The sequence below is a fragment of the Dryocola baronae genome, from assembly GCF_051297175.1.
Taxonomy (GTDB): Bacteria; Pseudomonadota; Gammaproteobacteria; order Enterobacterales; family Enterobacteriaceae; genus Dryocola.
Genome location: NZ_JBINNY010000001.1, coordinates 3,283,364 through 3,305,865, shown reverse-complemented (window position 1 = coordinate 3,305,865; position 22,502 = coordinate 3,283,364). Strand labels below are relative to the sequence as shown.

General features: G+C 58.0%; 22 protein-coding genes. 18 read left to right on the top strand and 4 right to left on the bottom strand.

The genetic code is table 11. From position 1 onward, the window contains the following. Positions 1-59 precede the first annotated feature (59 nt). From ACSPHG_RS15740 to ACSPHG_RS15725, 4 genes are all read left to right on the top strand, one after another. Positions 60-1,199 carry an HlyD family secretion protein gene (locus ACSPHG_RS15740; RefSeq protein ID WP_435954445.1) on the top strand — a complete coding sequence of 380 codons (1,140 nt, stop codon included), beginning with the start codon at positions 60-62 and terminating at the stop codon, positions 1,197-1,199. Beyond that, on the top strand, positions 1,196-2,773 hold the full coding sequence (locus tag ACSPHG_RS15735) for a DHA2 family efflux MFS transporter permease subunit (protein ID WP_435954444.1): 1,578 nt from the start codon (positions 1,196-1,198) through the stop codon (positions 2,771-2,773). The genes ACSPHG_RS15740 and ACSPHG_RS15735 overlap by 4 nt, the downstream gene beginning before the upstream one ends. A 1-nt stretch (position 2,774) precedes the next feature. Further along, positions 2,775-4,304: an efflux transporter outer membrane subunit gene (locus ACSPHG_RS15730; protein ID WP_435954443.1), complete on the top strand. Its 1,530-nt coding sequence runs from the start codon at positions 2,775-2,777 to the stop codon at positions 4,302-4,304. A 120-nt stretch (positions 4,305-4,424) separates the two neighbouring features. Continuing rightward, on the top strand, positions 4,425-5,459 hold the full coding sequence (locus ACSPHG_RS15725) for an aldo/keto reductase (RefSeq protein WP_435954442.1): 1,035 nt from the start codon (positions 4,425-4,427) through the stop codon (positions 5,457-5,459). A gap of 128 nt (positions 5,460-5,587) precedes the next feature. Here ACSPHG_RS15725 and ACSPHG_RS15720 read toward each other — a convergent pair whose 3' ends face one another. Together ACSPHG_RS15720 and ACSPHG_RS15715 are read right to left on the bottom strand one after the other, a co-directional pair. Continuing rightward, on the bottom strand, positions 5,588-6,403 hold the full coding sequence (locus tag ACSPHG_RS15720) for a Cof-type HAD-IIB family hydrolase (protein WP_435954441.1): 816 nt from the start codon (positions 6,401-6,403) through the stop codon (positions 5,588-5,590). 13 nt (positions 6,404-6,416) lie between these two features. Further along, positions 6,417-7,634 carry an MFS transporter gene (locus ACSPHG_RS15715; protein WP_435954440.1) on the bottom strand — a complete coding sequence of 406 codons (1,218 nt, stop codon included), beginning with the start codon at positions 7,632-7,634 and terminating at the stop codon, positions 6,417-6,419. A 102-nt stretch (positions 7,635-7,736) separates the two neighbouring features. Between ACSPHG_RS15715 and ACSPHG_RS15710 the strand changes: the two genes are divergently transcribed. Then, entirely contained in the window at positions 7,737-8,282 is a 546-nt protein-coding gene (locus tag ACSPHG_RS15710) for a TetR/AcrR family transcriptional regulator (RefSeq protein ID WP_435954439.1), read from the top strand. A gap of 208 nt (positions 8,283-8,490) precedes the next feature. Here the strand turns inward: ACSPHG_RS15710 and ACSPHG_RS15705 are convergent, their stop codons facing one another. Next, complete coding sequence (locus tag ACSPHG_RS15705; RefSeq protein ID WP_435954438.1) at positions 8,491-10,170, bottom strand: aspartate:alanine antiporter; 1,680 nt, start codon at positions 10,168-10,170, stop codon at positions 8,491-8,493. A gap of 297 nt (positions 10,171-10,467) precedes the next feature. Here ACSPHG_RS15705 and ACSPHG_RS15700 point away from each other — a divergent pair, with 297 nt between their 5' ends. Then, a complete protein-coding gene (locus ACSPHG_RS15700) occupies positions 10,468-10,836 on the top strand; it encodes an inner membrane protein YbjM (protein ID WP_435954437.1) in 369 nt (122 codons plus the stop codon). 99 nt (positions 10,837-10,935) lie between these two features. On the opposite strand, the gene ACSPHG_RS15695 is transcribed toward ACSPHG_RS15700, so the two are convergent. After that, the gene (locus ACSPHG_RS15695) at positions 10,936-11,208 is read right to left on the bottom strand and encodes a GrxA family glutaredoxin (protein ID WP_435954436.1); all 273 of its coding nucleotides are present in this window, start codon (positions 11,206-11,208) and stop codon (positions 10,936-10,938) included. Between the two features lie 181 nt (positions 11,209-11,389). Here ACSPHG_RS15695 and ACSPHG_RS15690 point away from each other — a divergent pair, with 181 nt between their 5' ends. The 12 genes from ACSPHG_RS15690 (at position 11,390) to ACSPHG_RS15635 (ending at position 22,461) form a co-directional block, all read left to right on the top strand. Then, entirely contained in the window at positions 11,390-11,689 is a 300-nt protein-coding gene (locus tag ACSPHG_RS15690) for a YbjC family protein (protein ID WP_435954435.1), read from the top strand. Then, positions 11,673-12,395 (top strand): oxygen-insensitive NADPH nitroreductase, encoded by a 723-nt coding sequence (gene nfsA / locus ACSPHG_RS15685; RefSeq protein ID WP_435954434.1) that lies wholly within the window; start codon positions 11,673-11,675, stop codon positions 12,393-12,395. The genes ACSPHG_RS15690 and nfsA overlap by 17 nt, the downstream gene beginning before the upstream one ends. Positions 12,396-12,548: 153 nt before the next feature. Beyond that, the gene (xapA, locus tag ACSPHG_RS15680; RefSeq protein WP_435954433.1) at positions 12,549-13,382 is read left to right on the top strand and encodes a xanthosine phosphorylase; all 834 of its coding nucleotides are present in this window, start codon (positions 12,549-12,551) and stop codon (positions 13,380-13,382) included. 41 nt (positions 13,383-13,423) lie between these two features. After that, positions 13,424-14,680: a nucleoside permease gene (locus ACSPHG_RS15675; RefSeq protein WP_435956039.1), complete on the top strand. Its 1,257-nt coding sequence runs from the start codon at positions 13,424-13,426 to the stop codon at positions 14,678-14,680. Positions 14,681-14,746: 66 nt separating this feature from the next. Then, positions 14,747-15,664, top strand: coding sequence for a LysR family transcriptional regulator (locus ACSPHG_RS15670; protein ID WP_435954432.1), 918 nt, complete (start codon positions 14,747-14,749; stop codon positions 15,662-15,664). Between the two features lie 64 nt (positions 15,665-15,728). Beyond that, on the top strand, positions 15,729-16,631 hold the full coding sequence (gene rimK / locus ACSPHG_RS15665; RefSeq protein WP_435954431.1) for a 30S ribosomal protein S6--L-glutamate ligase: 903 nt from the start codon (positions 15,729-15,731) through the stop codon (positions 16,629-16,631). 90 nt (positions 16,632-16,721) lie between these two features. Next, positions 16,722-17,201, top strand: coding sequence for a YbjN domain-containing protein (locus ACSPHG_RS15660; protein ID WP_435954430.1), 480 nt, complete (start codon positions 16,722-16,724; stop codon positions 17,199-17,201). A gap of 508 nt (positions 17,202-17,709) precedes the next feature. Then, the gene (gene potF, locus ACSPHG_RS15655; protein ID WP_435954429.1) at positions 17,710-18,819 is read left to right on the top strand and encodes a spermidine/putrescine ABC transporter substrate-binding protein PotF; all 1,110 of its coding nucleotides are present in this window, start codon (positions 17,710-17,712) and stop codon (positions 18,817-18,819) included. 155 nt (positions 18,820-18,974) lie between these two features. Beyond that, on the top strand, positions 18,975-20,105 hold the full coding sequence (potG, locus tag ACSPHG_RS15650; RefSeq protein ID WP_435954428.1) for a putrescine ABC transporter ATP-binding subunit PotG: 1,131 nt from the start codon (positions 18,975-18,977) through the stop codon (positions 20,103-20,105). A 9-nt stretch (positions 20,106-20,114) separates the two neighbouring features. Then, positions 20,115-21,068 (top strand): putrescine ABC transporter permease PotH, encoded by a 954-nt coding sequence (gene potH / locus ACSPHG_RS15645; protein WP_435954427.1) that lies wholly within the window; start codon positions 20,115-20,117, stop codon positions 21,066-21,068. Continuing rightward, on the top strand, positions 21,065-21,910 hold the full coding sequence (gene potI / locus ACSPHG_RS15640) for a putrescine ABC transporter permease PotI (RefSeq protein ID WP_435954426.1): 846 nt from the start codon (positions 21,065-21,067) through the stop codon (positions 21,908-21,910). Before potH ends, potI begins: the two co-directional genes overlap by 4 nt. Positions 21,911-21,972: 62 nt before the next feature. After that, complete coding sequence (locus tag ACSPHG_RS15635; RefSeq protein WP_435956038.1) at positions 21,973-22,461, top strand: YbjO family protein; 489 nt, start codon at positions 21,973-21,975, stop codon at positions 22,459-22,461. Positions 22,462-22,502 lie beyond the last annotated feature (41 nt).

Genomic DNA, 22,502 nt, shown 5'->3' with positions numbered 1-22,502 from the left:
ACTTAACGGTAAATTTTTTGTGACGCAGATAACGCGTAGCAGGGCGAGTTAGCAAAACCATGGCAGATCAAAACGACAAGCCGGACAGCGGCGAAGAGCAGCAAAAAGAGAATAGCCAGAACGACAATAACCAAAACGACAAAAGCCAAACCGACGAGAAAAAGCGCCCCGGCAAAAAGCCGCTCATTATTTTGGGCATCGTCGTGGTGGTGATGGTTATCGTGGCGGCGGTATGGTGGTTTTTGACGCGCAACGAAGAGACCACCGACGATGCCTTTACCGAAGGCAACGCCGTGACCATCGCCCCGAAGGTCGCGGGCTACGTTACCGAACTGCACATTGGTGATAACCAGCGGGTCAAAAAAGGCGACCTGCTGGTGGTTATCGATCCGCGTGATGCCAAAGCGCAGCGCGACCAGGCGCAGGCGCAGGTTGGCCTCGCCGAAGCTCAGCTGCATCAGGCGCAGGCGCAGCTGGATCTGGCAAAAGTGCAGTACCCGGCCCAGCGCGATCAGGCGCTTGCGCAGGTTGCCAAAGCCGAAGCCGATTTAGCCAACGCCCGCGCGGACTACAAGCGCCAGCGCGGCGTTGATCCACGCGCCACCTCGCAGCAAAACATCGATACCGCCAACGCCCAGCTGCGTTCCGCCGAAGCGGGCGCGGCCAATGCCCGGGCGCAGCTTGAGGTGGCAAACCAGGTCAGGCTGCAGATCCGCCAGCAGGAAACGAACGTTGAGGCACGCGCGCGGCAGGTCGATCAGGCAAAAGCCCAGCTCGAAACCGCCGAGCTTAATCTTTCCTATACCGAAGTGCGCGCGCCGTTCGATGGTTTCGTCACGCTGCGTAACGTCCAGCTCGGCTCGCTGGTGCAGGCCGGCACCGCGCTGTTCTCCGTTGTCTCGCCGGACATCTGGGTGACGGCAAACTTCAAAGAGTCCCAGCTTGAAAGGATGCGCCCCGGCAATAAGGTGAAGCTGAGCGTGGACGCGTGGCCTGACATGGAGCTGGAAGGGCATATCGACAGCATTCAGCAGGGCAGCGGCTCGCGCTTCTCGGCCTTCCCGGCGGAAAACGCCACCGGCAACTTTGTGAAGATCGTCCAGCGCGTGCCGGTGAAAATCGTCATCGATAAGGGGCTGGACGCCAACCATCCGCTGCCGCTGGGCCTGTCCGTTGAGCCGAAGGTTACCGTCGAATGAGCGAGCAGGTAGCCGATCACGATAGCTGGAAGCCCGCCAGCAACCCGTGGGCCGTGGCGATCGTCGTCACGCTCGCGGTGTTCATGGAGATCCTCGACACCACCATCGTCAACGTGGCGCTTCCCCACGTTGCGGGCTCGCTCTCCTCAAGCTACGACGAATCGACCTGGGTACTGACCTCCTATCTGGTGGCGAACGGCATCGTGCTGCCGATTTCCGCCTTCCTAAGCCGCCTGTTCGGCCGCAAGCAGTTCTTTTTGATCTGCATCGTCATGTTCACCATCTGCTCGTTTCTGTGCGGCATCGCCACCGAACTGTGGGAAATCATTCTCTTCCGCGTGATGCAGGGCTTCTTCGGCGGCGGCCTGCAGCCAACCCAGCAGTCGGTTTTGCTCGACTACTTCAAGCCGGAGGATCGCGGCAAGGCGTTCGGGCTGTCGTCGATTGCGATTATCGTCGCGCCGGTGCTTGGCCCTACGCTCGGCGGCTGGATCACCGACAACTATTCCTGGCGCTGGGTGTTCTTCATCAATATTCCGGTCGGCATCGTGACGGTGCTGGCGATTTATCAGCTGCTGGAAGACCCGCCGTGGGAGCGAAAATCCGAAGAGAAGCTCAGCGTTGACTGGACGGGCATCGGCCTTATCGCCCTCGGCCTTGGCTGCCTGCAGGTGATGCTCGATCGCGGCGAGGACGACGACTGGTTCTACTCGAACTTTATCCGCACCTTTGCGGTGCTGACGCTTATCGGCATCATCGGCGCGATTTTCTGGCTGCTGTACGCTAAAAAGCCGGTAGTAGATCTGCGCTGTATGAAGGATAAAAACTTCGCCGTTTCCAGCCTGTTAATGGCCGGGATGGCGATGATTCTGTACGGCAGCTCGGTGGTTATTCCGCAGCTGGCGCAGCAGGATTTGGGCTATACCGCCACGTGGTCGGGGCTGGTACTTTCCCCCGGCGCGGTGCTTATCGTGCTGACGATTCCGCTGGTGATAAAGCTGATGCCGGTGGTGCAAACGCGCTGGATCATTGCCTTTGGCTTTAGCTGCCTTGCGGCGTCGTTCTTCTGGTCGCGCAACCTTACGCCAAACGTCGATTTTGAAACGCTGGTGATGTTCCGCAGCGCGCAGTCCTTCGGGCTGGGCTTCCTGTTCGTGCCGCTGACCACCATCGCTTTTATCACCATCCCGCGAAGGCTTAACGCCGATTCGGCGGCGCTGTTCACCATGTTCCGCAACGTTGCCGGTTCCATTGGTATTTCGCTCTCGACGGCGGCGATAACCGAGCGCGCGCAGGCGCACAGCGCCAACCTCAGCACGCACATGAACCCGTTTGACGAACAGTTTCAGCAGGCGATTAAAAACGGCGCGCGGGCGATAAGAGACTTTACGACCCAGGTCGGCGACCCGATGAGTATCGCCACCGGGCAGCTGTATAAAACCATGATCGAACAGTCGCGCATCCTCGCCTACATCGACGTGTTCACAATTTTGAGCGTCGTGGCCATGCTGCTGATCCCCTTTTGTTTACTGCTTTCGCCGGTGAAGAGCGAAGGCGCTGCAGGAGCACATTAATATGCACAGGAGAATGTGGCTGTCTACGCTTGCGCTGCTGGTGGCGGGCTGCGCCGTCGGGCCGGACTATCAGCCTGCCAAACCGCAAACCCCGGCGAGCTTCAACGATACGGCCCGCCAGAATGAACCCGGCGTCACCTCACGCGCGCAGACCACCGCCACCGACCCGCGCTGGTGGCGAAGCTTCAATTCGCCGCAGTTGGATAGCCTGATTGAGCGCGCCATCGCGGGCAACCTGACGCTCCAGCAGACCGTGCTGCGCATCGCCGGGGCGCGGGAGCAAATCACGCAGGCGGGGGGAGCCTTCTACCCGAGCGTCAACGGCAGCGCGAGCGCCACCCGGCAGCAGTTGGGGCTGGATGGCGAGCTTAAATCGCACGGCGTTTACGACCGTCTTAACGATGTCGACCCGCAGCTTAACGGCGCGCTCGACCCGTTAACCAAGCCGATAACGCTCTATCAGGGCAGCTTTGACGCCAGCTGGGAGCTGGACATGTGGGGCAAGGTGCGTCGCCAGGTTGAGGCGGCAAAGGCCCAGCAGGATGCGGCTATCGAACAGCGTAACGACGCGCTGGTATCGCTTGAGGCGGAGGTGGCGCGCGCGTGGCTACAGCTGCGCGGCGCACAAAGCGTAATGCAGACGCTGCAAACGCAAATCGATACCGCGCAGCAGACGCTCGAACTCACCGAAAACCGCCAGAAGGGCGGGCTGTCGCCGCAGATGGACGTGGAAAATGCCCGCGCCCAGCTTGGAAGTTTACAGGCGCAGCTGCCGCAGTATCAGGCGCAGGAGCGCCAGGCGATGAACGGGCTGGCGGTGCTACTGGGTAAACCGCCGGGCGCGCTCGACCGGGAGCTGGCGGCCCAACAGCCGCTGCCGAAGCTGCCGGATATTGTTTCCGTCGGCATTCCCGCAAACCTTGCCCGCCGCCGCCCGGACGTACGCGAGGCGGAAGCCAACCTCCATGCGGCAACCGCGCAGATCGGCGTGTCCGTCGCGCAGCTTTTCCCATCGCTGTCCCTGACCGGCCAGCTTGGCTTACGTAACGATGAATCCGGCTATCTCCTCGACTGGGCCAGCCATTTCTACAGCTTTGGCCCGCAGGTTTCGATTCCGATCTTCCAGGGTGGACGCCTGGTTTCCAGCGTGAAGGTTGCCCGTGCCCAGCAGGGTAGCGCTGTACTGCAATATCGGCAAACCGTGCTGACCGCGTTGCAGGACGTCGAGAACGCGCTGGTAAGCTACCGCACCGACCAGCAGCGCGAGGCGGGGCTGGCAAAAACCACCGAGTCGTTGCAAACCGCCTTTGACCTGGCGAGCGACAGCTATCGCAAGGGCATTGCCACCTTCATTGACGTGCTGGACGCCCAGCGGCAGCTGGCGAAGGCCGAACAGCAGCGGGCCGAGGCGCGAGTACAAAGCAGCATCGATCTTGTTGCGCTTTACAAGGCGCTGGGCGGCGGCTGGGAGCCGTATCAGCAGGTGAATATGCCGGACTATTCGGTGTTTGGAGACGCGCCGCGCGGCTAGCGGTTTTGCAGAATCAGGCAAGAAATGGGTAGAAATCCCCCATTCTACCTTTGACCGGCGGGCGTATAACTGACAGGCCGTTTAAGAAAGTTGTCAAACCCTGAACAAGAGGTCACCGCTATGCGTTATAAAAAACTGGGTAACACCGGGCTGTTTGTTTCAGAGCTTTGCCTTGGCACCATGACCTTCGGTGGCGAGGGCGGTATGTGGGGCAAAATCGGTAACCTGGCGCAGTCCGACGCGGAAAAGCTGGTCGGCGGCGCGCTGGATGCGGGCATCAACTTCATTGATACCGCGAACGTCTATTCGGAAGGGCGCTCGGAAATTATCACCGGCCAGGCGCTTAAAAATTTGAAGGTTCCACGCGAAAACGTGGTGGTTGCCACCAAGGTATTTGGCGAAACCGGCACCGGAAGCGTCAACTCGCGCGGCTCATCGCGCTATCACATCATCAACAGCGTTAAAGATAGCCTGCAACGCATGCAGCTCGATCATATCGATCTCTACCAGCTGCACGGCTTCGACCCGGCGACGCCTATCGAAGAAACCCTTCGCGCGCTGGACACGCTCGTGCAGCACGGGCACGTGCGCTACATCGGCGTGTCTAACTGGGCGGCGTGGCAAATCATGAAGGCGCTGGGCATTTCCGAACGGCTGGGGCTGGCGCGCTTTGCCTCGCTACAGGCTTATTACACCATCGCCGGGCGTGACCTGGAGCGCGAGCTGGTGCCGATGCTGCAAAGCGAAGGCGTCGGGCTGATGGTCTGGAGCCCGCTGGCGGGTGGCCTGCTCAGCGGTAAATATGACCGTGACGGCAAGGCGGAAGAGGGCAGCCGCCGCATTGAGTTCGACTTCCCGCCGGTCAATAAAGAGCGCGCGTTCGACTGCGTTGACGTGATGCGTGAAATCGCCGATGGCAAAGGGGTTTCCGTCGCCCAGGTTGCGCTGGCGTGGCTGCTGCATCAGGAGGTGGTCAGCAGCGTGATTATCGGCGCGAAGCGGGTGGATCAGCTGAACGACAATATCGCCGCCACGGCAATCCGCTTCACCGACGACGAGCTGCAAAAGCTGAACGCGGTGAGCGAGCTGCCGCGCGAATATCCCGGCTGGATGCTGGAACGACAGGGCGAGTATCGTCGTAATCAGCTGAAGTAGTAAGGTTTCGTGTCTCCCTCTCCTGGGGGAGAGTGCCGGGGTGAGGGCATCCTGAACTTAACGTCTATTCGGTGGTGAATTTTTCCCCTCACCCTAACCCTCTCCCTAAGGGAGAGGGGACTACGGCATCAATAGTTAAAAGGCGCTTCCCGCTTCAACACCTTATCAATCACGTCCAGAACCGCCTGCGCGTTGTTGTGGCCCGCCTGGTAGGCGGCAACCTGCTTGATTTTTTCCGGCGCGTTCGCCATCGCAAAGCCGAAGCGGGCCTGGCGCAGCATCTCGATGTCGTTGCCGCCGTCGCCGAAGGTCACCACTTCGCTGTCCTTAATGCCCCATTTCTCCTGCAAAATGCGTAATCCGTTGGCTTTGTGGATGCCTGGAATAATCAGGTCGATGGAGCCGTGGCCGCTTGATACCGGCACCACGATGCCTTCGAAAAGGGCGGAGAGGGAGTCCATGGTTTCGTCCAGCAGTTCGTCCGGCAGGTTCAGGGCGAACTTGAAAAATACGTCGTCCAGGTTGTAGAAGCTGTCGACGTGTTCGAGGCGGTGGTAGTACATGGCGGCAAGCTGCTTGAACTCGTCGTCGTAGCTTTTAAGCGTGTAGCCGTTGCGCTTCCCGCAGGCGATGATATCCACGTGCGGCAATGTCAAAAGGTGGTCGATAACCGTATTGTACTGCTGGCGTGTCAGCTCGCCGTTGAACATATCCTCGCCTTCGCTTACCACCCAGCCGCCATTATCGGCCACGAATGAAATCTCGTCTGCTATCTCCGGGAAGAAGGAAATCAGCTGGTAGTACTGGTTGCCGCTGGCGACAACAAAGCGAATCCCTTGCTCTTTCATCTGCTGATACTGCCCGGCAAAACGGGCGCGGTTGTAGCCTTTGCTGTCGTCGAGAAAGGTGCCATCCATGTCGACGGCAATCAGTTTAATTCCCATAGCCTGTTCCTTTTTAATCATACTCGTTTGCTAATTGCGTTTGTGCCGCCGGTTTTGCCACCGCGCGGGCGATAAGCAGGGCCACCACCATCAGCGCCAGCACGACCAGCATCGCCAGCCGCAGGCCGTAATGTTCGCCGAGGAAGCCGAGCAGCGGCGGCCCTACCAGGAAGGCGACATAGCCTGAGGCCGCGACGACGCTGACGCGCGTCGCCGGATCCGGCCCGGTATCGCCCGCCGCTGAAATCGTCAAAGGGAAGCCGAGCGAGGTGCCAAGCCCCCACAAAATCACCGAGATACCCGCCAGCAGCGGGCTGTCGATGAAGATGATCATCCCGATGCCCAGAATACCCATCAGCGCGCAGGCGCGAACCACGGCCACGCGGCTGTAGCGGTCGATAAACCAGCCGCCGGTAAAGCGCCCGACGGTCATACCCAGCGTGAAGCCGACGTAAATCAGCGAGCCGGAGGTTGGGCTAAAACCGTGTCCGTCCACCATCAGCAGCGGCAGCCAGTCGTTGGCGGAGCCTTCGGCAAATGCCATCGCCAGCACGATGGTGCCGATCATCAGCAGCTGAATATCTTTGTAAAACGGCTGGCGGGATGACGCGGCATTTGCGGCATCGCCCGCAGGATCGTCTTTGCCAACGCCGTGCGGTATGGCGCGAATCGCGATTGCAATCGGCACGATGACCAGCAGGCCAATCAGCAGTAAATGCCCAAAGGCGGCGAAGTTAACGGCGGTCAGGCTCATGCCGATACCCGCGCCCGCCAGCGTGCCGAGGCTGTAGAAGCCGTGCATCATCGGCAGCACGGTTTTTTTCATCAGCCCTTCAACAATCGCGCCCTCCACGTTCATCGCCACCTCGGAGGAACCCAGCCCCATCCCCATAATCGCAAGACCAAGAGCGAACAGCACGGGGGAGGCGAGGTACAGCGCGAAGCTCATGCACAGCATGCCGACGACCATTAGCGTCATGCCGCTGCGGATAATTTTGTGCGTGCCGAAGCGCTTGACCAGCCAGCCGGAACACAGAATGCCGCTCATCGAACCGACGGATAGCCCAAATAGCACGATGCCCATCCCTGCGGTGGAAACGCTGAGCGTGTCGCGAATCGCCGGGGTGCGCGTGGCCCACGAGGCCATTACGAGGCCGGGCAGGAAGAAGAAGGCAAACAATGCCCAGGTGCGGTGCAATAAGGCTTTTCTTTGAGTCGGAGCGGCGGGCATGAAGAGGACCAGTTAGCTATTTAAGACGGATGTCAGTTACACTAGCAAGAATGTGTACATTTGTACATAATCGCGAACACGCGGCTTTTAACAGGATCAAGCATGAGCAAAACACCACGGCGTAACGACCCCGAACGGCGCGATCGCATCCTGCAGGCGACGCTGGATATGCTGGTAGAACACGGCATCGGTAAAATTACGCACCGCAAAATCGCCGCCGCGGCGGGGGTGTCGTTGGGGTCGATGACCTACTATTTTGACGGCATTGAATCGCTGCTCGGCGAAGCCTTCACCAGGTTTGCGCTGGGCATGTCGGACAGCTATCGCGCCCGCCTTGAACAGGCAAGCAACGCCGAAGAAGCCTGCGAAGCCGTGGTGGACATGATCTGCGGCGAGACCATCGCCACGCCTTATAACCTGCAGGTGATGTACCAGCTTTACGCCTATGCCAACTGTAACCCGCAGTTAAAAACCATCATGCAGGACTGGATGTGGCGCAGCCAGCAGGCGCTGGAAGCCTTCTTCGACCCGATCACCGCCCGCACGCTGGATGCCTTTATCGAAGGCATGACGCTGCATTACGTTACGGACCGCAAGCCGCTCGGCCGGGAGGATCTCGCTTGTATGGTGGCGAAGATTGTTGGATAGATTTAAACGGTAACGCTGAAGAAATTTGAAAGACTGTGAATTTCAGGCAATAAAAAACCCATCAACCTTGAACCAAAGAGGCGGGGTTGATGGGCTCCACAAATTGGGGACATCAAAGAAAAGCAGTGGCACTAATTAAGACTAGCGCCCGGGCAAAAAGTTCTGCCCGTCATAAAATAAATCTATTTTTCTTTGTCTGAGGCACAGATCACAAACCTGGCCATATGATGACGATCAGCGTCCCCGCCAGGGTTAGCAATACGTTTGCGATGGCGTAAGTGCCTGCGTAGCCTAGCGCTGGGATGTTACTGCGCGAGACATCGCTGATGATTTCCATCGCGGGCGCGCAGGTGCGAGCGCCCATCATCGCGCCGAAGAGCAGGGCGCGGTTCATACGCAGAACGTATGCGCCAAACAGGAAGCAAATCACCACCGGCACCAGGCTGACAATCAGCCCGGCTATCAGCATCTGCCCGCCAACCGCGCCGACGTGGCCGATGCCGCTGCCAGCGCTGAGGCCGACGCCCGCCATAAAGACCATCAGACCAAATTCTTTCACCATGTTTAGCGCACCCTGCGGGATATAGCCAAAGGTGGGATGGTTTGCGCGCAGGAAGCCGAGCATGATACCGGCGAACAGCAGGCCCGCCGCGTTGCCAACGCCGAAGCTAAACGAGCTGAACTGGAATGTAATCATCCCAATCATCAGGCCAATGATAAAGAAGGCGCAGAAGGCGAGCAGGTCGGTAATCTGACTGTGGATGGAGATAAAGCCGATGCGATCCGCCACGGTTTTAACGCGTCGCGCGTCGCCGCTGACCTGTAGCACATCGCCCTTGTTGAGCACGATGTTGTCGTCGATAGGCATTTCAATCTGGCTGCGGATCACGCGGTTCAGGAAGCAGCCGTGGTCGGTCAGCTTCAGCTGTCCGAGGCGGCGGCCAACGGCGTTGTGGTTTTTCACCACGATCTCTTCGGTGACGATGCGCATGTCCAGCAGGTCACGGTCGAAGACCTCTTTGCCGTTACGGAAGCTTGGGTCGAGGCGGGAGTGGGCGTCCGGGTAGCCGACAAGCGCGATTTCATCGCCTTTTTGCAGCACCGCGTCGCCGTCCGGGTTCGCCAGAATGCCGTTGCGGCGAATGCGTTCTATATAGCAGCCGGTCTGGCGGTAGATCCCCAGCTCGCGCAGGTTTTTACCGTCCGCCCAGGCAACCAGCTCTGAACCAACGCGGTAGGCGCGGATAACCGGCAGGTAGACTTTGCGCGTGGCGTCGGTGTCGAGGCCGCGTTCGCGGGCGATTTGCTGGGCGCTGGTTTGCAGATCCTGATGCTGGAGCTTCGGCAGGTAGCGCGCGCCGATGATCAGGCTGACCAGGCCGATAAGATAGGTCAGGGCATAGCCGAGGCTCAGGTGGTCAAGGGATGAAGCCAGCGTATCGCCGGACATGCCCGCGTGGCGCAGCGTATCCCCGGCACCGACCAGCACAGGCGTAGAGGTCATCGACCCTGCCAGCATGCCGGCGGTCAGGCCGATATCCCAGCCGAACAGCTTGCCTAAGCCCAGCGCCAGCAGCATCGCGCTGCCGACCATCACCAGGGCCAGCATCAGGTAGTTTTTGCCGTCGCGGAAGAAAATTGAGAAAAAGTTTGGTCCGGCTTCCACGCCGACGCAGAAAATGAACAGCATAAATCCAAGATTTAGCGCGTCGGTGTTAATGGCGAAGTGCTGTTGTCCCAGTAATAAAGAGACCACTAAAACACCAATGGAATTACCCAGTTGGATTGAACCAAGGCGTAATTTACCCAGGCACAACCCTAAGGTTAGCACCACAAATAATAACAGGATGTAATTCCCGTTTAACAAATCTGCGACGTTTATATTCACGAAGGCTAACTTCTTGTTTACCAGTAAGCTGTTGAAAGAGAAAGTTTTTTGGGTTAAGGTTTTTGCCGATTAGCGAGTGAATTAATGCTTTGCTCCATCCACAAAATATCTCGTGCAACACCCTAACAACGGCCGCTAGTTTAATCTTAATGTGGATTAACGGCTAGTAAGAATATTGTGCTAATTACGGCATACATTTTTGGCATGGATAGCCGCAACTTTATCAGACTTGGGTCTCTTTGTGCCGCAAAGGGTAACGGTTTTTGGGTTCGATACAGGTGACTAGAAGGAGTAAGTATGTACAGGCGTGGACAACGCTGGTTAGGGATAATCTGCTGCTTTGTGCTCTTTATTCTGGTTTTCCTGTCGCTGCACTTGCGAGTGACAGGCCGCTTTATTGCTACCGGGCATATGGAGCTGGGCTTTCTGTTCTTTGTACTCCCCGGTGCGATTGCCAGCTTCTTTGCTAAAGAAGGGAAGATTGTCGGCCCGCTGGCTGGCGCAATGCTCGCGCTGCCGCTTTGCCTGGTGCTGGTGCATACTTCGCTGACGCCGGTCCGTTCGTTCTGGCAGGAGGTCGCCTGGCTATGCAGCGCGGTGTTCTGGACCTCGCTTGGGTCGCTGTGTTTTATCCTGCTCAATATGCTGCGGAATCGATCTAAGTAGAAGCATTTCATATTTTGTCGGATGAGGGCCTGCGTCTTCCCCGATACACAATAAAAAAAAACCGGCTCAAACAGGCCGGTTTTTTTATTTGCGCCGCGCTTACTGGGCGTTCTGGAACAGGCTCAGATGCTCTTTCGCGTAAGCTTCGAAATCAGTGCAGCCGCCAATGTGTTTTTGATCGAGGAAAATCTGCGGTACGGTTTCAACCGGTTTACCCACGGTTTTTTCCAGATCGGCCTTGGTGATGCCCTCGGCGTGGATGTCCACATAGCGGAAGTTGAAATCATCACGTTCAGCGGTCAGTTTCTCAGCCAGCTCTTTAGCACGAACACAATAAGGACAGCCCGGGCGCCCAAAAATCACTGCAAACATGGTATCTCCTTGGTTTTTTTGGCCGATGCGAACCGGCGAATGGTGACTATAATGCCGATTAGCGCCGGGTTTGGAAAGAAGGCTCTGCCTGTTAGTTTGATACAGCGCACCAATGGTTCAGCAAAGTTAAGCGCGTAATCCAGGGTATACTGGAACGCTGATTGCCTATGGAGACAAGCGGATGCGCTCACTCGGTGACTTACCCAAACCGATACTGATACTGGAAGTTTTCGGCATTGGTTTCTTACTGCTTTCATACCTTTCGCTGCACGGTTACGTCACGTTACCCGCACCAATCGGTAGTGCGGGCGCCGCCATCGTCATGGTATTTTTGGGGATCGCGCTGATGGTCCCGGCGGCGGCGATCATGGTTTGGGCCATGGCACAGAACCTCGCTCCGCTGTTGACCAAAGGCCAGTTGCCAACAGATAAACCGCAAAAAGATAAGACAAAGGAAACACGAGATGACGCCGACCATTGATCTGCTCCGCGCACACCGCTCCATTCGCCGGTTCACCGATGAGCCCATCACAGACGAACAGCGTGCGGCGATTATCGCCAGCGCCCAGTCGGCCTCCAGTTCAAGCTTCCTGCAGTGCAGTTCTATTATCCGTATCACCGATAAAGCGATGCGCGAGAAGCTGGTGACGCTAAGCGGCGGCCAACCCCACGTCGCGCAGGCCGCCGAGTTTTGGGTGTTCTGCGCCGATTTCAACCGCCTGCTGCAGATTTGCCCCGAAGCGCAGCTTGGCCTGGCGGAACAGCTGCTGCTAGGCGCGGTCGATACCGCCATGATCGGGCAAAACGCCTTTACCGCCGCCGAATCTTTAGGCCTGGGCGGCGTTTACATCGGCGGGATTCGTAACAATATTGAAGCGGTCACAGAGCTGCTCGCGCTGCCAAAACACGTCCTGCCGCTGTTTGGCCTGTGCCTTGGCTGGCCAGATCAGGATCACGGCGTGAAGCCGCGTATGCCTGCCGCCATGCTGGTTCATGAAAACCACTACCAGCCGGTCGATAAAGCGCTGCTGGCGGAGTACGACGAAGAGATGGCGCAGTACTACCTTTCCCGCGACAGCAACGCCCGACGCGACACCTGGAGCGACCACATTCGCCGCACGGTCATCAAAGAAAGCCGTCCGTTTATCCTCGACTATCTGCACAAGCAGGGTTGGGCGACGCGCTAAATTCCCCGGCGGCATCTGCCGCCGTTTCTTATCGATACATTTTCGCTATCAATCTTTAGGCCAAACGGTATTGGTTATGCGCCAGGTTCAGTCGGTATAAGAAGAGGGTAAATCAACCCACTCTTACCTCGACTGCACGACAAGGAGCACCCGATGCCGATGACTACCCTGGACAATTCCCCTTTCTACGCCGCCGATATTATTCGCTCGCGAATCAACGGCCTGGTGCCGCGCGTGGCCTTTATCCTCGGTTCCGGGCTGGGTGAACTGGCGGATAAAATCGAACAGCCCGTCGTTTTCCCCTATGACGAGCTGCCTGGTTTCCCGGTAAGCACCGTGCACGGGCACGCCGGCGAGCTGGTTGTCGGCACGCTGGCCGGTGTGCCCGTGGCCTGTATGAAAGGGCGCGGGCACTTCTACGAAGGGCGCGGCATGTCGGTAATGACCAACGCCATTCGCACCTTCAAACTGCTGGGCTGTGAAATCCTCTTTTCGACTAACGCCGCGGGCTCGCTGCGCCCTGAGGTTGGGCCGGGCAGCCTGGTTGCTCTGAACGACCACATCAACACCATGCCCGGCACGCCAACGGTTGGCCCGAACGACGAACGCTTCGGCGAACGCTTCTTCTCGCTGGCCAACGCCTACGACGCCGACTACCGCGGCATTCTTCAGCAGGTGGCGGGCGAGCATGGCTTCCCGCTCAGCGAAGGCGTCTTTGTCTCATACCCTGGCCCTAACTTCGAAACCGCTGCGGAAATCCGCATGATGCAAATCATCGGCGGCGACGTGGTGGGCATGTCCGTTGTGCCGGAAGTGATAAGTGCCCGCCACTGCGGCCTGAAGGTAGTCGCCGTTTCGGCCATCACCAACCTGGCGGAAGGGTTGGGCAGCGTGCAGCTATCCCATGCGCAGACCCTGGCCGCGGCGGCGCTTTCACGGCAGAACTTCATTAACCTGATCTGCGGCTTCCTCGGCAAAATCGCCTAAGGCAAACACAACACCGGGTAAAACACATGGCGATTAACTCTATGGCGATACAACCTCGCTTGAAAATCATGTTGTTTTTGCAGTACTTCATCTGGGGCGCCTGGCTGGTGACGTTCGGCTCCTATATGATTAATACCCTCGGTTTTCGCGGCGCAGACGTGGGGATGGTTTACAGCACCAAGGGCATCGCGGCGCTGCTGATGCCGGGGCTGGTGGGGATCGTCGCCGATAAGTGGCTGCCCGCAAACCGGGTGTATGCGCTGTGCCACCTGGTGTGCGCGCTGATGCTGGCCTGGGCGGCCAGTATTGGCCAGCCGGGGCTAATGTTCTGGGTCATGTTAGGCAACGCCATGGCGTTTATGCCGACCATCGCGCTCTCTAACACCATCTCCTACGCCAGCCTTGAGAAGGCGGGGCTGGATACCGTCAGCCATTTTCCTCCCATTCGCGTTTTCGGCACCGTTGGGTTTATCGCCGCGATGTGGGCGGTTAGCCTGATGCGTTTTGAGTTGAGCAACGTGCAGCTGTATATCGCCGCGGGCGCTTCTCTGGCGCTGGCCCTTTATGCGCTGACGCTCCCTACCACGCCGGTCGCCAAAGGCCAGGCTTCGCGAAGCTGGGTAAGCCGCCTTGGGCTGGACGCCTTTGTCCTGTTTAAAAATCCGCGGATGGCGGTGTTCTTCCTGTTTGCCATGCTGCTTGGCGCGGTGCTGCAAATCACCAATACCTTCGGCAACCCGTTCCTGCACGATTTTGCCCGCCAGCCGGAGTTTGCCGACAGCTTCGTGGTGCGCTATCCGTCGATCCTGCTGTCGGTTTCGCAGATGTCGGAAGTTGCCTTTATCCTGACGATCCCCTTCTTCCTGCGCCGGTTCGGCATTAAGCAGGTGATGCTGATGAGCATGGTGGCCTGGGTGCTGCGCTTTGCGCTGTTTGCCTGGGGCGATCCGTCGGCTTTCGGCTTCGTGCTGTTGCTGCTTTCCATGGTGGTGTACGGCTGCGCGTTTGATTTCTTCAATATTTCCGGCTCGGTGTTCGTCGAACAGGAGGTGGATTCGCGTATTCGGGCCAGCGCGCAGGGGCTGTTTATGACGATGGTTAACGGCGTTGGGGCATACGTGGGGGCGATTCTTAGCGGCTACGTCGTGGATTATTTCACGGTCGACGGCGTAAAAGACTGGACGACTATCTGGCTGGTGTTCGCAGCCTACGCGCTGGTGCTGGCGGTGATTTTCCACTTCAGCTTCCAGTATCGCCATCAGCCCGAGCTAAAGTCTTCGGCACCGCTCGCACATTAGCCCTCCGGTCATTACACAACGCGGCAGGAGTGGTAGCTTATGGGGCTTCCAGCATCAAGGAGCCCCATGACTAACTCACAACGCATCTACCGCACCGACCTCAAGCTGCTGCGTTATTTCCAGGCCGTAGCGGAAGAACTTCATTTTGGAAAAGCGGCCGCAAGGCTGAATATGTCCCAGCCGCCGCTCAGCTTCCACATCAAAGAACTTGAATCCCAGCTTGGCACGATGCTGTTTATACGGCATTCGCGCAGCGTGGCGCTGACGCACGCCGGCGAAGTGCTGTTGCAGGAAACGCAGCGGCTGCTCGCCAGCGCGAACATGGCCTTTGCCCGCGTCGAACAGATTGGCCGTGGGGAAGGCGGGCGCATTCACCTTGGCATCGTCGGCACCGCCATTTGGGGCGGGCTGCGCCTGGGGCTACAGCGGTTTATTGCCGACTACCCGGCCATCGACATTCTCTTTCGTGAAAAATCGCCGGGCGACCAGCTGGCCCTGCTGGACAGGCACGACATCGACGCGGGGATCTGGCGAATGGAAACCAATCCGCCTGCCGGTTTGCAAAGCGAAAAGCTCCACGACGCCACGTTTATGGTCGCGCTGCCGGAGCAGCATCCTCTCGCCGGGCAGGACTCGATTGATATCGGCCAGCTGCGCCACGAGGCTTTCGTGACCATGACGGCGATTCACTCGGACTGGACGTTCCTGCAGCGCGTCTGCCGGGAAGCGGGGTTTTCCCCGCGCGTGGTGCGCGAAGCGGTCGAGCCGCAAACGGTGCTGGCGCTGGTGAGCATCGGCCTTGGGCTGACGATTATGGCCGACAGCTACGCGCAGATGAACTGGCCCGGCGTGGTGTTCCGCCCGCCGACCAAGGCGATCCCGGCGGATCTCTACGCGGTGTACGATCCCAACCGGCTTACGTCTACCACGCGGCAGCTCATTGACGCGCTGAAAAAGTCGCCGGACACATTGCCCCATCGTTGAAATTCCGGGGCGGTGCTATGATAGGCGCGCTGTCATTATCGGACTGGAAACGCTGAGGTGCAGGGTGAAAATCGCCATTTTGTCCCGGGATGGAACGCTCTATTCTTGTAAACGCCTGCGCGAGGCGGCGTCGCGGCGCGGCCACGCGGTGGAAATTATCGATCCGCTTTCCTGCTATATGAATATCAATCCGCTGTCGCCGTCGGTGCATTACAAAGGGCGACAGCTGCCGCACTATGACGCGGTGATCCCGCGCATCGGCTCGGCGATTACCTTTTACGGTACCGCCGTGCTGCGCCAGTTTGAAATGCTGGGCAGCTATCCGCTTAACGAGTCCGTTGCCATCACCCGCGCGCGCGACAAGCTTCGCTCGCTGCAGCTGCTGGCCCGCCAGGGGATTGATTTGCCCGTCACCGGCTTTGCCCATTCCCCTGACGACACCAGCGACCTGATTGATATGGTCGGCGGCGCGCCGCTGGTGGTGAAGCTGGTGGAAGGCACGCAGGGCATCGGCGTGGTGCTGGCGGAAACCCGGCAGGCGGCGGAAAGCGTCATTGACGCCTTTCGCGGGCTGAACGCGCATATTCTGGTGCAGGAATATATTAAAGAGGCGAAGGGCGCGGATATTCGCTGCCTGGTGGTAGGGAATCAGGTGGTCGCGGCAATTGAGAGGCAGGCGAAACCGGGCGATTTCCGCTCGAACCTGCACCGCGGCGGGCGGGCAAACCAGGTGACTATTACCGAGCGCGAACGCGAGATCGCCCTTCAGGCAGCGGCAACGCTCGGGCTGGACGTGGCAGGAGTTGATATTCTGCGCGCGAATCGTGGCCCGTTGGTTATGGAAGTCAACGCGTCGCCGGGCCTGGAAGGCATTGAAAAGACGAGCGGCGTGGATATCGCGACGCTCATGATTGAATGGATTGAGCGGCAGGCGCAGCCGGGTTTTTGCCTGAAAATAGGCGGATAGCAGCCGTCAGGCGCATAATCATAGAATGAAGCGCCATTTTTGCGTAAGCTATGGCGCGACTTTCATCATCATTAAGAGGCATCTGCATTTATGGATTCACTCGTTGTCCCTACTCTGGACATCTTACGCCGCTGGCTGGATGAAATTGGCGTGACTATTTTCGAGTGCGATACCTGCCAGGCGCTGCATTTGCCGCATATGCAGAATTTCGAAGGTGTTTACGATGCCAAAATCGATCTGGTTGATAATATCGTGCTGTTTTCGGCGCTGGCTGAAGTCAAACCTTCCGCGCTGCTGCCGCTTGCCTCCGATCTCTCTTCTATTAACGCAAGCTCGCTGACCGTAAAAGCCTTCTTAGATATTCAGGATGATAATCTGCCGAAGCTGGTCGTCTGCCAGTCGCTGCAGGCGTCGGTAGGCATTACGCGCGATCAGTTCGCGGCGTTTGTTAAGCAGAGCGAAGAGCAGATTTCCATGGTGATTCTTGAAGCCTGCGCAAATCAGCTGCTTTTCATCTCGGAAGAAGAAGAGCCGGTAGGTGAAGAAATTCAAACCCACTTCCTTCATTAATTCACCCGTCATATTTCAAGCCACAGGGGTGTTGGCTGCACTCCCTCACCTCAGTCACTTACTTAAGTAAGCTCCTGAGGGTTCACTCCCTTGCCGCCTACCTGTGACTCAAACTATTTAGGGTGAATGACTTAATATTAAGACGCAGTGGCCGCCAGGCCCGCTGCGTTCTTCGCGCTATTATTCTGTAATATCCCGTTAACATCAGCATCATCATCTTCCTTTCTGCCTGTCTCTGGCGATCTCATTAAGCATTTATCCTTAAAAAATTGATAAAAGGCGTTTTTCTCTCTGGGCTCTGTTCGCATTCCCTGGCTACAGTTATTCTTGCGGGGCTGCCAAAAGCGTGCAACGTCTGCTGAGTTTCCTAAAGTTTTTTTCCGGCGGATTGAATAGAGATGCATGATTCTTGCATGTCTCGAATGTGAGAACTTCACGCCTATAAGCTGTTTTGAGTAAATTTAGCCCGCGCCTGCGGGGTTTTCCCTTTATTCAGAAGGAAGAAGATATGCTTGCCCATAAAAAATGGTTGTCGGCTTTGGTTGCGGGTGCGCTGATGGCGGTGTCTGCCACCACGCTTGCGGCAGAGCAAAAGACGCTGCACGTCTATAACTGGTCTGATTATATTGCCCCGGACACGCTGGAGAACTTCACCAAAGAAACCGGCATTAAGGTGGTGTACGACGTATTCGATTCTAACGAAGTGCTCGAAGGCAAGCTGATGGCCGGCAGCACCGGGTACGACCTGGTTGTGCCTTCCTCGCAGTTCCTGGAGCGTCAGGCGCAGGCCGGTATTTTCCAGCCGCTCGATAAAAGCAAGCTGCCCAATTATAAAAACCTCGACCCGGAAATGCTTAAGCTGGTGGCGCAAAACGACCACGATAATAAATACGGCATTCCCTACATGATGGTAACTACCGGCATCGGCTATAACGTCGAAAAGGTCAAAGCCGCGCTGGGCAAAGACGCGCCGGTGGACAGCTGGGATCTTATCTTCAAGCCTGAAAACCTCGAAAAGCTGAAAAGCTGCGGCGTGTCGTTCCTCGATGCGCCAAGCGAAGTTTACGCCAGCGTGCTGCACTACCTCGGCAAAGATCCGAACAGCGCTAATCCAGGCGATTACACCGGGGCGGCAAACGACCTGCTGATGAAGCTGCGACCTTCAATCCGCTATTTCCACTCCTCCCAGTACATTAACGATTTGGCGAACGGCGATATCTGCGTGGCGATCGGCTGGTCCGGCGATATTCTCCAGGCGGCTAATCGCGCCAAAGAAGCAAAAAATGGCGTGAATATTGCTTATTCCATTCCTAAGGAAGGGGCGATGGTTTACTTCGATATGTTCGCCATGCCAACCGATGCGAAGAACAAAGAAGAAGCGTATCAGTTCCTTAACTACCTGATGAAGCCGGACGTGGTGGCAAACATCAGTAACCACGTTTATTACGCTAATGCTAACAAAGAGGCGACGCCGCTGCTGAGTGCCGAAGTGCGTGACAACCCTGGGATTTACCCGCCTGCGGACGTTCGTGCGAAGCTCTTCACACAAACGGTGTTATCTCCAAAGGTTGACCGCGTAATCACCCGCGCGTGGACTAAAGTTAAAACTGGGAAATAAGTAAACCCGTTAGCGACTTAGCGCGGTTTGCAACGGGGCGTTGCACCCCAACGGTGCAGCTGCCCCAATACGGACGCAGGCCAAATGGCCTGCGTTGCGTCATTAGTACGGCAACCGGGCCGTACCCGATTTGTTTTTGCCGGAGAGCAACATAATTGAACGACGCCACTCCCCGCCCGCAGGCGAAAAGTAAAGCGCTGACCCCGCTGCTGGAAATCCGCAACCTGACCAAATCCTTCGACGGTCAGCACGCCGTGGACGACGTCAGCCTGACTATTTACAAAGGCGAAATTTTTGCGCTGCTCGGGCCGTCCGGCTGCGGAAAATCGACGCTGCTGCGCATGCTGGCGGGCTTCGAAGCGCCCAGCGCCGGGCAGATCGTGCTCGACGGCGTGGATTTGTCCCACGTCCCGCCCTACCAGCGCCCGATCAATATGATGTTCCAGTCCTACGCGCTTTTCCCGCACATGACCGTTGAGCAGAACATCGCCTTCGGCCTCAAGCAGGACAAGCTTCCGAAGGCCGAAATCACCCAGCGCGTGCAGGAAATGTTGACGCTTGTGCATATGCAGGAGTTTGCCAAACGCAGGCCGCACCAGCTTTCCGGCGGCCAGCGACAGCGCGTGGCCCTGGCGCGCAGCCTGGCGAAACGGCCCAAGCTGCTGCTGCTTGATGAACCCATGGGCGCGCTGGATAAAAAGCTGCGCGACCGCATGCAGCTTGAGGTTGTCGATATTCTGGAACGCGTCGGCGTGACCTGCGTGATGGTGACGCACGACCAGGAAGAGGCGATGACCATGGCCGGACGCATCGCCATTATGAACCGCGGCAAGTTCGTGCAAATCGGCGAGCCGGAGGAAATTTACGAACACCCCAGCACCCGCTACAGCGCGGAGTTTATCGGTTCGGTCAACGTGTTCGAAGGGCTGCTTAAATCCCGCGAAGATGACGGTCTGGTTATCGACAGCCCTGGGCTTGTTCACCCGCTGAAGGTCGACCCGGATGCCTCGGTGGTCGACGGCGTGCCGGTGTACGTGGCGCTGCGCCCGGAAAAAGTGATGCTCTGCGACGAACCGCCCGCCGACGGCTTCAACTTTGCGGTGGGGGAGGTGGTGCACATCGCCTATCTGGGCGACCTGTCGATTTATCACGTGCGGCTTAAGAGCGGGCAGATGATCAGCGCGCAGATGCAGAACGATCGGCGTTTTCGCAAGGGTGCCCCGACGTGGGGAGATGAAGTTCGCCTCTGTTGGGATGCCGACAGCTGCGTGGTGCTGACGGTTTAAGGAGGGCGTATGAGTCTGATTACCGAACGCCAGGCGCGGCCAGCGGCCAGCGGGCTGAAAGCCTGGCCCGCGCGCATGCAGATGGCGCACGGCCGCAAGCTGGTTATCGCGCTGCCGTATCTGTGGCTGATCCTGCTGTTTATGCTGCCGTTCCTCATCGTCTTTAAGATTAGCTTTGCGGAGATGGCGCGGGCGATCCCGCCGTATACCGATCTTTGGACGTGGGCGGACGATCGTCTGACGCTTGCGTTGAATTTCGCCAACTATTTCCAGCTCACCGACGATCCGCTCTACGCGGAGGCCTACCTGCAGTCGCTGCAGGTTGCCGCCGTCTCGACGCTTTGCTGCCTGGCGATGGGCTATCCGCTCGCGTGGGCGGTGGCGCACAGCAAGCCTTCTACGCGCAACATCCTGCTGCTGCTGGTGATTCTGCCGTCGTGGACGTCGTTTCTTATCCGCGTCTACGCGTGGATGGGGATCCTGAAAAACAACGGCGTGCTCAACAACGTGCTGCTCTGGCTGGGGGTTATCGATCAGCCGCTGACGATTCTGCACACCAACCTCGCGGTGTACATCGGCATTGTGTACGCCTATTTGCCGTTTATGGTGTTGCCGATTTATACCGCGCTGACGCGTATCGACTACTCGCTGGTGGAGGCCTCGCTGGACCTGGGCGCGCGCCCGCTTAAAACATTCTTCAGCGTGATTGTGCCGCTCACCAAGGGCGGAATTATCGCGGGTTCCATGCTGGTGTTTATCCCGGCGGTAGGGGAGTTTGTGATCCCGGAACTGCTCGGCGGGCCGGACAGCATCATGATTGGCCGCGTGCTGTGGCAGGAGTTCTTTAACAACCGCGACTGGCCGGTGGCCTCGAGCGTGGCGATCGTTATGCTGTTGCTGCTGATTGTGCCGATTATGTGGTTCCACAAATACCAGAATAGAGCCTCGGGGGAGAGCGCATGAACAACCTTCCGGTAGTGCGCTCCCCGTGGCGAATCGCGATTTTGGTTATCGGCTTTACCTTCCTGTACGCGCCGATGCTGATGCTGGTGATCTACTCGTTCAACAGCTCGAAGCTGGTGACGGTCTGGGCAGGCTGGTCTACGCGCTGGTACGTGGAGCTGTTCCAGGATTCCGCGATGATGAGCGCGGTCGGGCTTAGCCTGACGATTGCCGCCGCGGCGGCGACCATGGCCGTGGTGCTGGGGACGATTGCCGCCGTGGTGATGGTGCGCTTTGGCACTTTTCGCGGCTCGACGGGCTTTGCGTTTATGCTCACCGCGCCGCTGGTTATGCCTGACGTGATCACCGGGCTGTCGCTGCTGCTGCTGTTTGTAGCCCTGGGCCACGCCATCGGCTGGCCGAGCGATCGCGGCATGCTGACCATCTGGCTCGCCCACGTGACGTTCTGTACCGCCTACGTTTCGGTGGTGATTAGCTCACGCCTGCGCGAACTCGATCGTTCCATTGAAGAGGCGGCGATGGATCTTGGCGCTACGCCGCTGAAAGTGTTCTTTGTGGTAACCGTGCCGATGATTGCGCCGGCAATTATCTCCGGCTGGCTGCTGGCCTTTACCCTGTCGCTGGATGACCTGGTGATCGCGAGCTTTGTTTCCGGCCCGGGCGCGACAACCCTGCCAATGCTGGTGTTCTCAAACGTGCGCATGGGGGTGAATCCAGAAATTAACGCGCTGGCGTCGATCATTCTTGGCGTGGTCGGGGTTATCGGCCTGATCGCCTGGTGGTTTATGGCGAGAGCAGAAAAGCAGCGACTGCGCGATATCCAGCGTGCAAGACGTGGCTGAAATGCGAAAAATCTGCAATGATTATTGCCTCCAGTGCCGCGCCTGACGCGGCACTGTGCCGTATGGAACGCGAGGTTGAGCAAATTTTCAGGAAACGACGTAATAACCAGGCCAAATTAAACGTCCCTACGCTTGTGAGCGTGGCGGCCATCGCTATTCTGACAACGCGTTGTCTGGATCTGCTGATGCTGCTTAACCTGCTGGGCGTGAGGGGCATGCTCGATTTCGTGCACCGCAGCGTGCAGACGTGGCCGCTGACGCTGATTTTCCTCGGCAGCCTGGTGATGCTGTGCGTCGAGATACGCTGCGCGTTTGTCATTCTCAAAGGCAGAACCTGGGGGCGCTGGGTGTATCTCGCCACGCAGGTTATCGCCGTCAGCTACCTGTGGGCCGCGTCGCTGGGCTGGGGCTATCCCGAGCTGTTCAGCATTCCCGGCGAGTCGAAGCGCGAAATATTCCGCTCGCTGATGATGCAGAAGCTGCCGGACCTGCTGGTGCTGTTTCTGCTTTTTGTCCCGTCCCGCAGCCGGCTTTTTTTCAAACTTCAGTAGGCTTGCGGTGCTATAATCCGCGCCCTCGCTATTACTCTGGG

Bases quoted from the DNA above. Each gene is read 5' to 3' on its own strand.
- ACSPHG_RS15740 (WP_435954445.1), top strand. From the start codon at position 60: ATGGCAGATCAAAACGACAAGCCGGACAGCGGCGAAGAGCAGCAAAAA.
- ACSPHG_RS15735 (WP_435954444.1), top strand. From the start codon at position 1,196: ATGAGCGAGCAGGTAGCCGATCACGATAGCTGGAAGCCCGCCAGCAAC.
- ACSPHG_RS15730 (WP_435954443.1), top strand. From the start codon at position 2,775: ATGCACAGGAGAATGTGGCTGTCTACGCTTGCGCTGCTGGTGGCGGGC.
- ACSPHG_RS15725 (WP_435954442.1), top strand. From the start codon at position 4,425: ATGCGTTATAAAAAACTGGGTAACACCGGGCTGTTTGTTTCAGAGCTT.
- ACSPHG_RS15720 (WP_435954441.1), bottom strand. From the start codon at position 6,403: ATGGGAATTAAACTGATTGCCGTCGACATGGATGGCACCTTTCTCGAC.
- ACSPHG_RS15715 (WP_435954440.1), bottom strand. From the start codon at position 7,634: ATGCCCGCCGCTCCGACTCAAAGAAAAGCCTTATTGCACCGCACCTGG.
- ACSPHG_RS15710 (WP_435954439.1), top strand. From the start codon at position 7,737: ATGAGCAAAACACCACGGCGTAACGACCCCGAACGGCGCGATCGCATC.
- ACSPHG_RS15700 (WP_435954437.1), top strand. From the start codon at position 10,468: ATGTACAGGCGTGGACAACGCTGGTTAGGGATAATCTGCTGCTTTGTG.
- ACSPHG_RS15695 (WP_435954436.1), bottom strand. From the start codon at position 11,208: ATGTTTGCAGTGATTTTTGGGCGCCCGGGCTGTCCTTATTGTGTTCGT.
- ACSPHG_RS15690 (WP_435954435.1), top strand. From the start codon at position 11,390: ATGCGCTCACTCGGTGACTTACCCAAACCGATACTGATACTGGAAGTT.
- nfsA (WP_435954434.1), top strand. From the start codon at position 11,673: ATGACGCCGACCATTGATCTGCTCCGCGCACACCGCTCCATTCGCCGG.
- xapA (WP_435954433.1), top strand. From the start codon at position 12,549: ATGCCGATGACTACCCTGGACAATTCCCCTTTCTACGCCGCCGATATT.
- ACSPHG_RS15675 (WP_435956039.1), top strand. From the start codon at position 13,424: ATGGCGATACAACCTCGCTTGAAAATCATGTTGTTTTTGCAGTACTTC.
- ACSPHG_RS15670 (WP_435954432.1), top strand. From the start codon at position 14,747: ATGACTAACTCACAACGCATCTACCGCACCGACCTCAAGCTGCTGCGT.
- ACSPHG_RS15660 (WP_435954430.1), top strand. From the start codon at position 16,722: ATGGATTCACTCGTTGTCCCTACTCTGGACATCTTACGCCGCTGGCTG.
- potF (WP_435954429.1), top strand. From the start codon at position 17,710: ATGCTTGCCCATAAAAAATGGTTGTCGGCTTTGGTTGCGGGTGCGCTG.
- potH (WP_435954427.1), top strand. From the start codon at position 20,115: ATGAGTCTGATTACCGAACGCCAGGCGCGGCCAGCGGCCAGCGGGCTG.
- potI (WP_435954426.1), top strand. From the start codon at position 21,065: ATGAACAACCTTCCGGTAGTGCGCTCCCCGTGGCGAATCGCGATTTTG.
- ACSPHG_RS15635 (WP_435956038.1), top strand. From the start codon at position 21,973: ATGGAACGCGAGGTTGAGCAAATTTTCAGGAAACGACGTAATAACCAG.